This is a genomic window from Pantoea sp. UYEF8 (assembly GCF_040546285.1).
Taxonomy (GTDB): domain Bacteria; phylum Pseudomonadota; class Gammaproteobacteria; order Enterobacterales; family Enterobacteriaceae; genus Pantoea; species Pantoea brenneri.
On the sequence record NZ_JBEPNM010000003.1, the window covers coordinates 391133 to 405283 of the forward strand.

General features: G+C 56.0%; 14 protein-coding genes. 8 read left to right on the plus strand and 6 right to left on the minus strand.

The genetic code is table 11. From position 1 onward, the window contains the following. Positions 1-28 precede the first annotated feature (28 nt). Positions 29-1201, plus strand: a complete 1173-nt coding sequence (nhaA, locus tag ABIB18_RS08125) for a Na+/H+ antiporter NhaA (protein WP_031376014.1) — start codon at positions 29-31, stop codon at positions 1199-1201. Between the two features lie 20 nt (positions 1202-1221). Beyond that, entirely contained in the window at positions 1222-2139 is a 918-nt protein-coding gene (nhaR, locus tag ABIB18_RS08130; protein ID WP_031376013.1) for a transcriptional activator NhaR, read from the plus strand. A 38-nt stretch (positions 2140-2177) separates the two neighbouring features. Here the strand turns inward: nhaR and rpsT are convergent, their stop codons facing one another. Continuing rightward, positions 2178-2441: a 30S ribosomal protein S20 gene (gene rpsT / locus ABIB18_RS08135; protein WP_006117633.1), complete on the minus strand. Its 264-nt coding sequence runs from the start codon at positions 2439-2441 to the stop codon at positions 2178-2180. 306 nt (positions 2442-2747) lie between these two features. Between rpsT and ribF the strand changes: the two genes are divergently transcribed. The 5 genes from ribF to ispH are packed head-to-tail and all read left to right on the plus strand — an operon-like array spanning position 2748 to position 8434. Continuing rightward, a complete protein-coding gene (ribF, locus tag ABIB18_RS08140) occupies positions 2748-3674 on the plus strand; it encodes a bifunctional riboflavin kinase/FAD synthetase (protein ID WP_031376012.1) in 927 nt (308 codons plus the stop codon). A 29-nt stretch (positions 3675-3703) separates the two neighbouring features. Then, complete coding sequence (gene ileS, locus ABIB18_RS08145; protein WP_354473948.1) at positions 3704-6520, plus strand: isoleucine--tRNA ligase; 2817 nt, start codon at positions 3704-3706, stop codon at positions 6518-6520. Next, the gene (gene lspA / locus ABIB18_RS08150) at positions 6520-7026 is read left to right on the plus strand and encodes a signal peptidase II (protein ID WP_031376010.1); all 507 of its coding nucleotides are present in this window, start codon (positions 6520-6522) and stop codon (positions 7024-7026) included. Before ileS ends, lspA begins: the two co-directional genes overlap by 1 nt. Before the next feature lie 3 nt (positions 7027-7029). Next, positions 7030-7500: an FKBP-type peptidyl-prolyl cis-trans isomerase gene (gene fkpB, locus ABIB18_RS08155; RefSeq protein WP_089561365.1), complete on the plus strand. Its 471-nt coding sequence runs from the start codon at positions 7030-7032 to the stop codon at positions 7498-7500. Continuing rightward, positions 7481-8434 (plus strand): 4-hydroxy-3-methylbut-2-enyl diphosphate reductase, encoded by a 954-nt coding sequence (gene ispH / locus ABIB18_RS08160; RefSeq protein ID WP_031376008.1) that lies wholly within the window; start codon positions 7481-7483, stop codon positions 8432-8434. The genes fkpB and ispH overlap by 20 nt, the downstream gene beginning before the upstream one ends. A 118-nt stretch (positions 8435-8552) precedes the next feature. Here ispH and ABIB18_RS08165 read toward each other — a convergent pair whose 3' ends face one another. From ABIB18_RS08165 to ABIB18_RS08185, 5 genes are read right to left on the minus strand one after another with little or no spacing between them, the layout of a single operon-like run. Beyond that, positions 8553-9371, minus strand: coding sequence for a PTS system mannose/fructose/sorbose family transporter subunit IID (locus tag ABIB18_RS08165; protein ID WP_354473949.1), 819 nt, complete (start codon positions 9369-9371; stop codon positions 8553-8555). Next, positions 9371-10165, minus strand: coding sequence for a PTS mannose/fructose/sorbose/N-acetylgalactosamine transporter subunit IIC (locus ABIB18_RS08170; protein ID WP_159222724.1), 795 nt, complete (start codon positions 10163-10165; stop codon positions 9371-9373). The genes ABIB18_RS08165 and ABIB18_RS08170 overlap by 1 nt, the downstream gene beginning before the upstream one ends. A gap of 10 nt (positions 10166-10175) precedes the next feature. Beyond that, positions 10176-10670, minus strand: coding sequence for a PTS sugar transporter subunit IIB (locus ABIB18_RS08175; protein ID WP_316553809.1), 495 nt, complete (start codon positions 10668-10670; stop codon positions 10176-10178). A gap of 9 nt (positions 10671-10679) precedes the next feature. Next, the gene (locus tag ABIB18_RS08180; RefSeq protein ID WP_354473950.1) at positions 10680-11108 is read right to left on the minus strand and encodes a PTS sugar transporter subunit IIA; all 429 of its coding nucleotides are present in this window, start codon (positions 11106-11108) and stop codon (positions 10680-10682) included. Between the two features lie 3 nt (positions 11109-11111). After that, the gene (locus tag ABIB18_RS08185) at positions 11112-12860 is read right to left on the minus strand and encodes a class I mannose-6-phosphate isomerase (protein ID WP_354473951.1); all 1749 of its coding nucleotides are present in this window, start codon (positions 12858-12860) and stop codon (positions 11112-11114) included. A 188-nt stretch (positions 12861-13048) separates the two neighbouring features. Between ABIB18_RS08185 and ABIB18_RS08190 the strand changes: the two genes are divergently transcribed. Further along, the gene (locus ABIB18_RS08190; protein WP_159222720.1) at positions 13049-14044 is read left to right on the plus strand and encodes a LacI family DNA-binding transcriptional regulator; all 996 of its coding nucleotides are present in this window, start codon (positions 13049-13051) and stop codon (positions 14042-14044) included. The last annotated feature ends 107 nt before the right edge of the window (positions 14045-14151 follow it).

Consider the following 14151-nt stretch of genomic DNA (forward strand, 5'->3'; position numbering starts at 1 on the left):
GATTGATCTCTGGAGAAGGACCCTGCGTGTGAATATCAGACTAAAAAAAATCCTGCATAGTGATGCCACCGGTGGCGTGGTATTAATCCTGGCCGCCGCGCTGGCGATGATCCTCGCCAATAACGACGCAACGCAGCAGGGCTATCGCGATCTGCTGGCGATTCCGGTGCAGTTCCGTTTCGGCGATCTCGATATCAACAAAAACCTGCTGCTGTGGATCAATGACGCGCTGATGGCGCTGTTTTTCCTGATGGTCGGGCTGGAGGTTAAGCGTGAACTGGTGATGGGCGCGCTGGCGAAACGTGAGCAGGCCATCTTTCCGCTGATCGCCGCGCTGGGTGGCATGGTGGCCCCGGCAATACTGTTCCTGCTGTTTAACGGCGCTGACGTTGAGACGCGCAGCGGCTGGGCGATCCCGACCGCCACCGACATTGCATTTGCGCTGGGTATTCTGGCGCTGCTAGGCAGCCGGGTGCCACCGGCTTTGAAGATCTTCCTGATGGCGCTGGCGATCATTGATGACCTCGGGGCGATTGTGATTATCGCGCTGTTCTATACCCACGATCTGTCGGTCGCGTCACTGGGCGTCGCTGCCGCCGCGATTGGGGTGCTGGCGCTGATGAACCTGCTTAACGTGCGCAATACCGGCCTCTATCTGCTGGTGGGCATGGTGCTGTGGACCGCGGTGCTTAAGTCAGGCGTACACGCCACGCTGGCCGGTGTGGTGGTGGGTTTCCTGATCCCGCTGGCGAAGAAAGAGGGGCATTCACCGGCAATCCACCTTGAGCATGCGCTGCATCCGTGGGTGCGCTGGCTGATCCTGCCGCTGTTTGCCTTCGCTAATGCCGGCGTCTCGCTGGACGGCGTCTCCTTCGACAGCCTGTTCTCGCTGCTGCCGCTCGGCATCATTGCTGGTCTGCTGATTGGTAAGCCGCTGGGTATCACGCTGTTCTGCTGGCTGGCGGTAAAAATGGGCCTCGCCCGGCTGCCTGAAAATACTCACATTAAGGATATCGCAGCGGTTGGGGTGTTATGTGGCATCGGTTTTACCATGTCGATCTTCATCGGCTCGCTGGCTTATGGCGACACTAATGCTGAACTGATTACCCTGGCGAAGCTGGGCATTCTGATCGGATCGATTCTCTCGGCGGTGCTGGGCTACCTGATTCTGTGGCGGCGTCTGGCACAGCGTGCCGGCTGAGCAGCTGGGAGTGAGGAATAATGTCGCACATTAACTACAATCATCTCTACTACTTCTGGCACGCCTGCCGGACCGGATCGATTGTCGGTGCCGCTGAGGCGCTCTCCCTGACGCCGCAAACCATCACCGGACAGATTAAGGCGCTCGAGGAGCGCCTGCAGGGCAAGCTGTTCCGCCGGCAGGGGCGCGGGCTGGTGCCGACCGAGCTGGGACAGCTGGTGTTCCGCTATGCGGACCGGATGTTCATGCTCGGCCAGGAGATGCTGGATATCGTTAACTACCGCAAAGAGTCGCATCTGCTGTTTGACGTCGGCGTGGCGGACGCGCTGTCTAAACAACTGGTGAGCAAGGTGCTGGAGACGGCGGTGGTGGCGGATGAGAAGATTCATCTGCGCTGCTTTGAGTCGACCCATGAAATGCTGCTGGAGCAGCTCAGCCAGCACAAGCTGGATATGATTATCTCTGACTGCCCGATCGATTCGACCCAGCAGGAGGGGCTGTTTTCGGTCAAGCTGGGCGAGTGTCCGGTCAGCTTCTGGTCAACGCTGCCGCTGCCCGAGCGGCCTTTTCCGGCCTGTCTGGAGACGCGCCGGCTGTTGATTCCGGGACGCCGTTCGATGCTGGGACGTAAGATTCTTAACTGGATCAGCAGTCAGGGATTGCAGGTCGACATCCTGGGCGAATTTGATGATGCGGCGTTAATGAAAGCGTTCGGGGCCGGGCAGAATGCCATTTTTGTCGCTCCGGTGCTGGACCGGCAGGATATCTGGCAGCGTGAGGTGATCGAAGAGGTCGGGCGGCTGGATACGGTATTAGAGGAGTATCACATCATCTTTGCTGAGCGAATGATTCAGCATCCGGCGGTACAGCGCATCTGTCATGCAGACTTCAGCACGCTGTTTCCACGCCCTGTTACAGACGAAAAAAAACCGGCGTAAAAGCCGGTTCTTTCAACAAAGCGATGAACAAGCGGCGATTAAGCCAGTTTGTTGATCTGTGCAGTCAGGTTTGCTTTATAACGTGCAGCTTTGTTTTTGTGGATCAGACCTTTAGCAGCCTGACGGTCCACGATTGGTTGCATTTCATTGAATGCGTTCTGCGCAGCAGCTTTGTCGCCTGAAGCGATCGCCGCGTATACTTTCTTAACGAAGGTACGCATCATAGAGCGGCGGCTAGCGTTATGCTTACGGCGTTTCTCAGATGTTACGGCGCGTTTCTTAGCTGATTTGATATTAGCCAAGGTCCAACTCCCAAATGTGTTCTATAGAGACAAATCAAAGGCCGAGGACTATGCCCTTCCAACCTGATTTTGTCAATGGATTTGTGCAAATAAGCGTCGCTCTATGAGCAGCACTCGGTTACGTATTTGATGGCGCAAGATTCTACCAGCTTCCCCTCGCTGAATACAGTATTTCGCGACAAAATTCTTATCCGCGGCCTCCGCGCCAGTAAATGCGCACCGTTAAGCATGAAAGGCGTGCTGACGGGTTAACCTTAGCCGGTTTCAAGGGTATAATCCGCCGATTTCCACCGGTTTGAGTCAGCCATGAAGTTTATCCGCGGTATTCATAATCTTAACGAGCAGCATCGCGGCTGCGTTCTGACCATTGGTAATTTCGATGGCGTGCACCGCGGTCATCAGGCGCTGATGTCCCGCCTGTGTGAAGAGGGACGGAAGCGTAATTTACCGGTGGTGGTGATGGTTTTTGAACCGCAACCGCTGGAACTGTTTGCTGGCGACAAAGCCCCGGCGCGTCTGACGCGTCTGCGTGAAAAACTGCGCTATCTGGCTGAAGCCGGTGTCGATAAAGTGCTGTGCGTTCGCTTTGATCGCCGTTTTGCGGCGCTGTCGGCGCAGAGTTTTATCAGCGAATTATTAGTTGAAAAACTCGACGTGAAATACCTCGCGGTGGGCGATGACTTCCGCTTCGGCGCTGGTCGCCAGGGCGATTTCCTGTTATTACAGAAAGCCGGTGCCGAGTATGGCTTTGATGTCGTCAGCACTGAAACCTTCTGTGACGGCGGCAAGCGCATCAGCAGCACCGCCGTGCGTCAGGCACTGGCCGCAGATGACTTAGCGCTGGCGCAATCGCTGTTAGGCCACCCTTTTAGTATTTCAGGTCGTGTGGTGCACGGTGATGCACTGGGACGCACGCTGGGTTTTCCGACCGCTAACCTTCCTCTGCGCCGCAGCGTTTCGCCGGTGAAAGGCGTTTATGCGGTTGAGGTTCATGGCCTGACGCCTGAGCCGATCCCCGGCGTGGCCAACATTGGCACCCGTCCGACCGTAAAAGGTTTACGCCAGCAGCTTGAAGTTCACCTGCTTGACATCAATATGAATCTATATGGCCGGCACATTGACGTGGTGCTGAAGCAGAAATTACGAAACGAGCAGCGCTTTGCCTCACTGGAGGCGTTGAAAGAACAAATTGCGAAAGATGTGGTAACGGCCCGGCAGTTCTTCGGGCGTTAACCTGAGCGAAAAACGGAATCGAGAATCTGATGAGTGACTATAAATCTACCCTGAATTTGCCGGAAACGGGATTCCCGATGCGTGGCGATCTGGCCAAACGCGAACCGGGAATGTTGCAACGCTGGAATGCTGACAACCTGTACGGCATTATCCGCGAAGCCAAAAAAGGGAAAAAAACCTTTATCCTGCATGATGGCCCTCCGTATGCGAACGGCAGCATTCATATTGGTCACTCCGTTAACAAGATTCTGAAAGACATTATCGTCAAGTCGAAAGGCATGGCGGGCTATGACTCGCCGTACGTACCGGGCTGGGACTGCCACGGTCTGCCTATCGAACACAAAGTTGAGCAGATGATCGGCAAGCCAGGCGAGAAGGTCAGCGCTGCCGAGTTCCGCGCAGCGTGTCGTAAATATGCCGCCGAACAGGTTGAAGGCCAGAAAGCGGACTTTATCCGTCTGGGCGTGCTGGGCGACTGGGATCGTCCTTACCTGACGATGGACTTTGCGACCGAAGCCAACATCATTCGCGCGCTGGGTAAAATCATCGACAACGGCCACCTGCACAAAGGCGCCAAGCCGGTGCACTGGTGCCTTGATTGCCGTTCTGCGCTGGCAGAAGCGGAAGTAGAGTACTACGACAAGACTTCCCCTTCGATTGACGTGATGTTCAACGCTATTGATGCCGATGTGGTATGTCAGGCCTTTGGCGCTGCGCAGGTTGAGGGTCCGATTTCACTGGTGATCTGGACCACCACGCCGTGGACGCTGCCGGCTAACCGCGCCATCTCGTTAAACGCGGAATTTGACTATCAGTTGCTGCAGATCGACGGTCGTGCGCTGATCCTGGCGAAAGATCTGGTCGAAAGCGTGATGAAGCGCGCGGGCGTCAGCGAATGGCGTGTGCTGGGCGAATGCAAAGGCGCGGCGCTGGAGCTGCAGAAATTCCAGCATCCGTTCCTGGCGATTCAGTCGCTGGTGGTGTTGGGCGATCACGTGACGCTGGAAGCCGGTACCGGTGCGGTACACACGGCGCCTGGCCACGGCCCGGATGACTATGTCATCGGCCAGAAATATGGCATCGAAACCGCCAATCCGGTCGGCCCGGATGGCAGCTATCTGCCAGGCACCTATCCGACGCTGGATGGGGTCAACGTATTTAAAGCCAACGACATGATCGTTGAGCTGCTGAAAGAGAAAGGCGCGCTGCTGCACGTTGAGAAACTGCTGCACAGCTATCCGCACTGCTGGCGTCACAAAACGCCCATTATCTTCCGTGCCACGCCGCAATGGTTCATCAGCATGGATCAGAAAGGCCTGCGTGCGCAGTCGCTGCAGGAGATCAAAGGCGTGCAGTGGATCCCGGACTGGGGCCAGGCGCGTATTGAATCAATGGTGGCTAACCGTCCTGACTGGTGCATCTCGCGTCAGCGTACCTGGGGCGTGCCGATGGCGCTGTTCGTCCATAAAGAGACAGAGCAGCTGCATCCGGACACCCTGTCGCTGATGGAGAAAGTGGCGCAGCGCGTTGAGCAGGATGGCATTCAGGCGTGGTGGGATCTCGATCCGCGTGACCTGATGGGCGACGATGCCGATCACTACGTTAAGGTGCCTGACACCCTGGACGTCTGGTTTGACTCCGGTTCAACCAGCTATTCGGTGGTCGATGCGCGTCCTGAATTTGGCGGTCACACCCCGGATATGTATCTGGAAGGCTCGGATCAGCATCGCGGCTGGTTTATGTCTTCACTGATGATCTCGACGGCGATGAAAGGCAAAGCGCCTTATCGTCAGGTACTGACGCACGGTTTCACCGTGGATGGTCAGGGCCGTAAGATGTCGAAATCGATCGGCAACACCGTGTCGCCGCAGGATGTGATGAACAAACTGGGCGCTGATATTCTGCGTCTGTGGGTCGCCTCTACCGATTACTCTGGCGAAATGGCGGTTTCGGATGAGATCCTGAAACGCTCTGCCGATGCCTATCGTCGTATCCGCAACACCGCACGTTTCCTGCTGGCTAACCTCAGCGGTTTCAATCCGGCCACCGATCTGGTGCAGCCGGAAGAGATGGTGGTCGTGGATCGCTGGGCAGTGGGCCGCGCACAGGCGGCGCAGGCCGATATCACCGCCTCCTACGAAAACTACGACTTCCATGAAGTGATTCAGCGTCTGATGCAGTTTTGTTCGGTGGAGATGGGCAGCTTCTATCTCGACATCATCAAAGACCGTCAGTACACCGCCAAAGGCGACAGCCTGGCGCGTCGCAGCTGTCAGACCGCGCTGTGGCACATCGTTGAAGCGCTGGTGCGCTGGATGGCACCGATCATGTCGTTTACTGCGGATGAGATCTGGGGCTACCTGCCAGGCGAACGCGCTCAGTACGTCTTCACCGAAGAGTGGTACCAGGGCCTGTTTGGCCTGGCGGACAATGAAGCGCTGAACGACGCCTACTGGGCTGAGCTGCTGCAAGTACGCGGTGAAGTGAACAAGGTGATTGAGCAGGCGCGTGCCGACAAACGCATCGGTGGTGCACTGGAAGCAACGGTGACACTGTATGCCGAGCCGGAGCTGGCAGCTAAACTGCAGGCGCTGGGCAATGAGCTACGCTTTGTGCTGCTGACCTCAGGTGCGCAGGTGGCGGATTACGCCCTGGTGAACGACGAAGCGCAGCAGAGCGAATTGCTGAAAGGTCTGAAAATTGCCCTGCATAAAGCGGAAGGCGAGAAATGTCAGCGCTGCTGGCATTACACTACCGACGTCGGTCAGAACCCGGAGCACGCTGAGGTCTGCGGTCGTTGTTATACCAACGTAGCCGGTAACGGTGAAGAGCGTAAATTTGCCTGATGCGTAAACCTATTTTATCAACCGGATTGCGCTGGCTGTGGCTGGTGCTGGTGGTAATTGTTGTCGACTTCGCCAGTAAGCAGTGGGTGATGAACAACATGATGCTGCACGAAACGCAGCCGCTGATACCGTTCCTGAACCTGTTTTACGCCCACAACTACGGTGCGGCGTTCAGTTTCCTGGCGGACAAAGGTGGCTGGCAGCGCTGGTTCTTTGCCGGCATCGCGCTGGCAATTGTGGTCTCGCTGCTGGTGATGATGTATCGCAACCGTGCCAGTCAGAAGATCGCCAACATCGCTTATGCGTTGATCATCGGCGGGGCGATAGGCAACCTGTTCGATCGCTCTTATCACGGCTTTGTGGTCGATTTTATCGATTTCTACGTCGGTAACTGGCACTTCGCTACATTTAATATCGCTGACTGCGGCATCTGTATTGGTGCGGCGTTAGTGGTGCTGGAGGGCTTTCTCAGCCCTACCGGCAAACAGGCAAAACAGAAAGGGTAAGTGATGAGTGAGTCTGTACAGCGCGACAGCGCGGTGTTGGTGCATTTTACGCTGAAGCTGGAAGATGGCTCGACGGCGGAATCGACCCGTGCAAACGGTAAGCCGGCGCTGTTTCGTCTGGGCGATGGCAGCCTGTCGGCCGCGCTGGAACAGGCGTTGCTCGGGCTGAAAGCCGGTGAAACTAAACAGTTCACCCTGGCACCGGAAGAGGCGTTCGGTAACGTCAGTCCTGATCTGATTCAGTACTTCTCCCGGCGTGATTTTATCGATGCGGGCGAGCCAGAAGTGGGTGCCATTATGCTGTTTACCGGCATGGGCGGCAGCGAAATGCCAGGCGTGATCCGTGAAGTCTCGGGTGATTCCATCACTGTGGATTTCAACCATCCGCTGGCAGGCCATCGCATTCAGTTTGATATTGAGGTGCTGGAAATTGATCCGGCGCTGGAGGCGAACGATGCAAATCCTGTTGGCTAATCCGCGCGGTTTCTGCGCTGGCGTTGATCGGGCAATCAGTATTGTCGAGCGCGCACTGGAGATGTATGGTGCGCCGATCTATGTGCGTCATGAAGTGGTGCACAACCGCTACGTGGTCAACAGCCTGCGTGAGCGTGGTGCGATCTTTATTGAAGAGATCAGCGAAGTGCCGGATGACGCGATTCTGATTTTCTCTGCGCACGGTGTTTCTCAGGCCGTGCGCGCAGAAGCCAAAGCGCGCAATCTCACCATGCTGTTTGACGCTACCTGTCCACTGGTGACCAAAGTGCATATGGAAGTGGCCCGCGCCAGCCGTAAGGGTGTGGAAGCGATTCTGATTGGTCACGCTGGTCATCCGGAAGTAGAAGGCACCATGGGGCAGTACAACAACCCCAACGGTGGAATGTACCTGGTCGAGTCGCCGGAAGATGTGTTTAAGCTGACGGTTAAAGACGAGAGCAATCTCAGCTTCATGACCCAGACCACGCTGTCGGTGGACGATACCTCTGATATCATTGACGCGCTGCGTCAGCGTTTTCCGTCGATTATCGGGCCGCGCAAAGATGATATTTGCTACGCCACTACCAACCGCCAGGAAGCCGTACGTACTCTGGCGCGTGACGCAGACGTGGTGCTGGTGGTCGGCTCGAAGAACTCGTCCAACTCTAACCGCCTGGCGGAACTGGCACAGCGTGCCGGTAAGCTGGCGAAGCTGATTGACTCGGCAGATGATATTCAGGAAGAGTGGGTCAAGGGCGTTGAGTGCATCGGCGTCACCGCGGGTGCCTCTGCGCCGGATATTCTGGTGCAGCAGGTGATCCAGCGTTTGCGTGAGATGGGCGGCGAAGCGGCGATTGAGCTGATTGGCCGGGAAGAGAATATCGTCTTCGAAGTGCCGAAAGAGCTGCGCGTCGATGTACGTGAAGTGCAGTAACGCAGGCTAACCGGACGCGAACAATGCCAGCGGCCTTCCACCTGCTGGCTTTTTTTTTGCGCAAAGCCGCGCTCTGATGATTCCCGATCCCGGCATAATCTGCGCTGTCGGCGACTGACTAGCCAGTAAATAATCCGATTGCCACACCAGTCGCTGCCACCACCAGCAGTAAAAGCATCGCTTTTACCGGTGACAACCCGCGTTTTGCCATTAAATACCAGGTTCCGATAACCACTATAAGCGGCAACAGCTGAGGGAAAATACCATCCAGCATAGGCTGCAGCTGAATATTCACTCCATCCCGGGTAACAAATTCCATCCCGGTTCCCAGCCTGACGTAGCTGGCCGCCACTCCGCCCATAACAAACACGCCTAACAGCGACAGCGCTTCCCGCAGGCGGGTTGATTTGCTGCTCACCAGCATCTCTACCGAGGTGGAGCCCATATGGTATCCCTTGAGAAACAGGAACCACGTACCGGGAAGAATGATCCCCAGCCAGGCAATGGCGTAAAAGAGCGGGCCGAGAATACTGCCGCCGGCAGCCAGTGCCATACCGATACTGAGCAGAATCGGTATCAGCATTCCGGGGATCATTGAATCGCCAATGCCGGCAACGGGTCCCATCAGGCCGACCTTAAGCGTGTTAATGGTTTCGCCATCAATCGGTTCGCCGTTGGCGCGCTTTTCCTCCAGCCCCAGCACCATCCCGTTGACGATAGCCCCGATTTGCGGCTCGGTATTGTAAAAGGAAGCATGACGTTTCAGCATCTCTTTGCGCTGCTGGAGATCAGGATAAAGCTTTCTGGCGACCGGCAGCATACTCAGGCAGAAGCCAAATGAGGCCAGACGTTCAAAACTCATGGAGGAGAGGTTATACATCATCCAGCTGCGCCAGCAGCGGCGCAGATCCTGGCGGGAAAGTTTACGGGGTTCCATCAGAATTCGTCCTCATCATCGACCGGTACGGTTGCACCTGCTGGCTGCGGCTCCGGCTTATAGTTGTAGTGAATCAGCGCCAGCAGCGCGCCCACAATGACCAGCGCAACCATATTCAGCTTCAGGAATACGATGCAGATAAAACCGACCAGAAAGTAGATCAACATGCTGTAACGTTTGATGATCTGCTTCAGCAGGATGGCGATCCCGACCGCAGGCAGAATGCCGCCCAGCACGTTCATGGTCGACAACACCATCTTTGGCAGGCTGTCCATCACCACGTTGATATACTGCGCGCCAAAATAGACGGCGATAAAGGTGGGCACAAAGCGCATCAGGAACAGGCTAGCCTGCGGCCAGATCGCGCTGTTAAGGTAAATGCCGCGCTCGTTGCCGTTTTCCAGTGCCACATCGGCCCGGTGATTCCACCAGGAATTGAGCACCAGCATGAGGTTAAACAGCACCGTGCCAGCAATGCCGATGGTCGCTGCCAGCGCAACGGCCACTTCCGGTCCTTTGCCAGACAGGATCCCCAGTGCGATAGCCGGATAGGCGACAAAGTTAAGATCGGCTGGCATCGAACCGCCGGGGGTGACCATCGCAATATAGACCGCCTGAACGGCCACGCCGATCAGGATACCGGATTGCATATCGCCCAGAATAAGTCCGACCAGCATGCCTGACACCAGCGGGCGGGAAAGCAGATACCAGCCGCCGGTCACGCCCAGCAGCCATGGGCTGCTCAGTGCGCCGAGATAACAGAGAATCCCGATTAACGTCGCTTCAAAAGCCATCACGTTTTCCTTATTTTATTTTTTGCCGCGCATCCTGCCAGCGACAGGCGCTGGCATCCGGCACCAGACGAAACTCAATCTGATGACCGCGCCGGGCCAGATAGTCAAAAGCAGCAACTTCCTCTGGACTGACAGCCTGATTTGGCCCGATGGTAATGGTATTGGCGCGAGTGCTCATCGGGCCGACATTAATTTTCTGACTGGCATTTTGCAGATCGATTCCCGCTTCCTCGATGCGCTGCAGCGTCACCGGCGACTTCCCAATCACAAAATAGCGTTTTTCACTGGCGATTATTTTCGGAAGCTTTTCAATCGCAGTTGCCGTGTCAAACAGCCAGACTTTGATATCCTGTATCGCGCCTTTCATCACTGCAGAGAGCAGCGGATCGGCAGCGACGGCATCGTCGATGGCGATAATGCCGTCGCACGGCAGCTCTTTAGCCCAGCGGGTCACCAGCTGACCATGAATCACCCGATCGTCAATCCGTACAAAAGAAATACTCATTGTTTCTCCTTAAAAATCATCTGATTGCTGATTTTCACTTTGTCGGGCTATCACCAGCGATGCGCCAGCCTGTTCCTGTAGCGTGGCGGCAGCCTGGTTGACATCGTTCAGTGAGGTGATCTCATCGCTTAACAGCAGCATGGGAAAGTTAACCCCGCCCAGCACGGCCATCGGTGGCGTGGTTTCAGGATTGAAGGCATGGTGACAGGCGATATTCCATGGCGTTCCGCTCTGCAAATCGCACAGCACCAGTACACCGTCTGCCTGGTGGCTGGCGTGGCGTAGCACCTCACCAAATGCTTCACGGAAGCCAGTAATTCCGCTGGCTTCGGTCAGCATCACCGGAAAGACGTGCGGCAGATCGCCATACACCATGCTGGCGCTGGCCAGCATGCTCTCCGCCATCGGACCGTGCGTTGTCAGGATGACATGAATCATAGGTTAACCCCTTACCCAGGCTTTCATGGTGGCCAGCTGTTCGCCTGCGCTGCTGCCATGAGGTGAAATGCGATATGTCCCCACCGCAGCCGGAACAATGAAGGTTTCCGCATAGTGCACCACAAAGGGCGCGAAGGCGTTATGCGGGCTGTCAATCAGCGCTTCGCTACCCTCAACCAGATTGAGGACATTGACGTTACCCTGCGTGTGGTGAATAACCGGTTTGCTGAACCAGTGCCGACGGGTTTCTATAAATTCGCGGCTGTGCAATCCGGTACGCTCTTCTGACCAGCCATCACCTTCCGCAACGGGCGTAAACTGGTTGATCAGATGCTCGCTGACCCATTGCGTATCCCATTGCCAGTCAATCACCTGTGCCCCGTGATCCAGATGCACCGGTCGTGGCAGGCCGTCTGACCCCAGTCGGTCCCAGTCCCATAATTTGAAGGTAAAAATGTACGGTGTGGCGCTGATTTCGAGCACCATGGTGCCCGCACCGGCGCAGTGCACGGTGCCAGCCGGGATCAGGAAATGATCGTGTTTGCGGGCCGGAAATCGGTTTATAAATTTGCCGTCATCAAAGCTTTTTTCACCGCGCTGTGCGGCAGCCAGATCGTCCAGCATCGCCTGCGGATCGACACCGCTCCGGGTACCGAGGCAGACTTCGGCGCCCGGCCGGGCATCCAGCAGATAGTAGCTTTCGTCCTGGGTATAGTGCATGCCGAAGTGCTGCTGAATATATTCCGTCAGCGGATGTACCTGAACGCTAAGATTCTGGCCGTCCACCGTATCCAGCAAGTCGAAGCGGATGGGAAATTCGGTACCAAAGCGGGCGTGAACCTTTTCGCCCAGCAACGCACGCGGATAGAGCAGCACCAGATCCTGAGACGGGATCTCGACCCGCACCTCATCAAACCGCAACAGCATGCTGTTCTCTTCAGGTACGCAGTCAAAACACCAGGCGTAGTTTGGCTGTGAGCGATCAAGATCGAAGCGGTGCTTCATCCATTGTCCCCCCCAGACGCCAGGATCGAAGAAGGGAACCACACGAAACGGTCGCTGAGTGGTTTGCTGCAGGCCCGCGCGCAGCGCCTCACCGGTAATCAGGGCGGGATCGTCCTGCTGGTTAGTCTCCAGCAGGTAATCGGCCCGTTTTAGCAGCGGCGTTTTATGGCGATCGAACACCCGCCATTCGATAAAGAAAGCCCGCTTGTAGCGGCGCAGGAGATCTTCATCTTGATTATTCGCGCCCCAGTTACCCAACTCACCGCTGCGAAAACGCTGCTGAATTTCCCAGCGAGCCAGATCGCAATAAATCAGTACATCACCGGGGTGGATCAGTGCTGCGCCTGGGCCGTAGATGACGATTGTGCCTTCACCGATCGCCTGCACGTTTTGCTGCAGCTGCGCCAGCTTATCGGCGCAAAAAAAATCCCCCAGCTGATGGCAGGAGAGGACGCCGAATACGCGATCGCTTGTCAGGTTGGCCGCCAGTAAATCGTGCAGATGCGCCTCACTGTGGCGCGCAGTTTCAACATTGATCAGCAGCGCTGGCTGAAGATGGGTGATCAACTGCTGTTCAATCTCGGCCAGCCGAACGCCGGGATAGCAGTCAATAACAATCACGGTTTTACGCTGCGCCGGCAGGCGGGCCGCAACGGTTTTCCGGACCGCAGACCAGCTACGCCATGCCTGGTGATCAAAACCTTCGACCCGCACTTCCGGGAACTTATCATAATGTGTCTGTTTCATTGAGACTCCCTGTTATTGGCAGTTGAGATTAATCGATTAACCGAGAGGTTAACTGCGATTAACCTGGCACTCTGGCGATAAAAACGCGGCTTACGGCGGAGGAGTGGAGAAATGTTTTGCAGAATTAATGCCATCAAAAGGTTATTCGATTAACCTTGGGCACACTCTCTCTATTGAGGAAAAAGAAGATGGCTTCTGTCACGCTGGCGCAAGTCGCAGAACGGGCCGGTGTCTCCACTGCCACCGTATCAATGGTGCTGCGCAACCGGGGACGTATCTCAGATGCCACCCGCCGGCGCGTATTAAAGGTGCTGAATGAGCTGGGCTATGTTTATAACCAGACCGCCGCGAATTTGCGTAACCGCACCAGTAATCAGGTCGGCCTGCTGCTGCATGACATTACTAACCCTTTTTACGCTGAAATGACGGCAGGATTGGGCCAGGAAATGGAGCGTCATGATTTGCTGCTGTTTCTGGCCAATAGCGAAGAGTCGGGCGAGCGGCAGCAAAAATTTGTTGATTCGCTGATGCGTAATAACGCCTGTGGCATGGTGCTGTGTGCCGCCAAAGAGACGCCGCCACTCTTTTTTGAGACGCTGAAACGGCGCAATATCCCGACGATCATGGTGGTCCGCCCGCTGAATGATGGGGCATTCGATTTTGTGGGCACCGACAATTTCCAGGGCACGCAGCTGGCAACGCAGCACTTACTGCGGCTGGGGCATCGTCATATTGCCTTTATCGGCGGCAGTGAAAATTCGATCAGCCGCACGCAGCGAATCGGCGGCTACAGCAGCACTTTGCTTGAGCACCGTATACAGCCCAACAGTCACTGGGTCGTGACGTCACTGGCCAGTCAGAGCGATGGTGCCCGCGTTTCTGAGGCGTTATTTAAGCGCTACCCGGAAATCACCGCTGCGGTTTGTTATCAGGATATTGTCGCCTTAGGCGTGATGCAGACACTGCGTAAAATGGGTCGCCTGCCGGGCAAGGATTTTTCGCTGGTGGGCTTCGACGATATTCCGGAAGCTTCGCTGGTGCAGCCTGCGCTGACCACCGTTTCGGTGGCGGCGAAAGAGATTGGACGGCAGGCGGGAAAGTTACTGTTTAGCCGGATTCAGGGAAACGACGAACCACCTAAGCGCATTATTCTACCGCCAGTGCTGCGGATCCGTGAAACCTGAGGCGCAGGCTGCACAACTGTTTTTCTGATAACCCTGCTGGCGTTACTCAAATTTCTAATTATCGGCGATTTTCGCTGGCGACGTTATTCGGGGCTGGTTAACCTGAT

Coding starts and splice junctions, on each gene's coding strand:
- fkpB (WP_089561365.1), top strand. CDS start 7,030: ATGAGTGAGTCTGTACAGCGCGACAGCGCGGTGTTGGTGCATTTTACG.
- ABIB18_RS08180 (WP_354473950.1), bottom strand. CDS start 11,108: ATGATTCATGTCATCCTGACAACGCACGGTCCGATGGCGGAGAGCATG.
- ABIB18_RS08190 (WP_159222720.1), top strand. CDS start 13,049: ATGGCTTCTGTCACGCTGGCGCAAGTCGCAGAACGGGCCGGTGTCTCC.
- ABIB18_RS08175 (WP_316553809.1), bottom strand. CDS start 10,670: ATGAGTATTTCTTTTGTACGGATTGACGATCGGGTGATTCATGGTCAG.
- lspA (WP_031376010.1), top strand. CDS start 6,520: ATGCGTAAACCTATTTTATCAACCGGATTGCGCTGGCTGTGGCTGGTG.
- ABIB18_RS08185 (WP_354473951.1), bottom strand. CDS start 12,860: ATGAAACAGACACATTATGATAAGTTCCCGGAAGTGCGGGTCGAAGGT.
- ABIB18_RS08170 (WP_159222724.1), bottom strand. CDS start 10,165: ATGGCTTTTGAAGCGACGTTAATCGGGATTCTCTGTTATCTCGGCGCA.
- nhaR (WP_031376013.1), top strand. CDS start 1,222: ATGTCGCACATTAACTACAATCATCTCTACTACTTCTGGCACGCCTGC.
- ileS (WP_354473948.1), top strand. CDS start 3,704: ATGAGTGACTATAAATCTACCCTGAATTTGCCGGAAACGGGATTCCCG.
- ispH (WP_031376008.1), top strand. CDS start 7,481: ATGCAAATCCTGTTGGCTAATCCGCGCGGTTTCTGCGCTGGCGTTGAT.
- ribF (WP_031376012.1), top strand. CDS start 2,748: ATGAAGTTTATCCGCGGTATTCATAATCTTAACGAGCAGCATCGCGGC.
- ABIB18_RS08165 (WP_354473949.1), bottom strand. CDS start 9,371: ATGGAACCCCGTAAACTTTCCCGCCAGGATCTGCGCCGCTGCTGGCGC.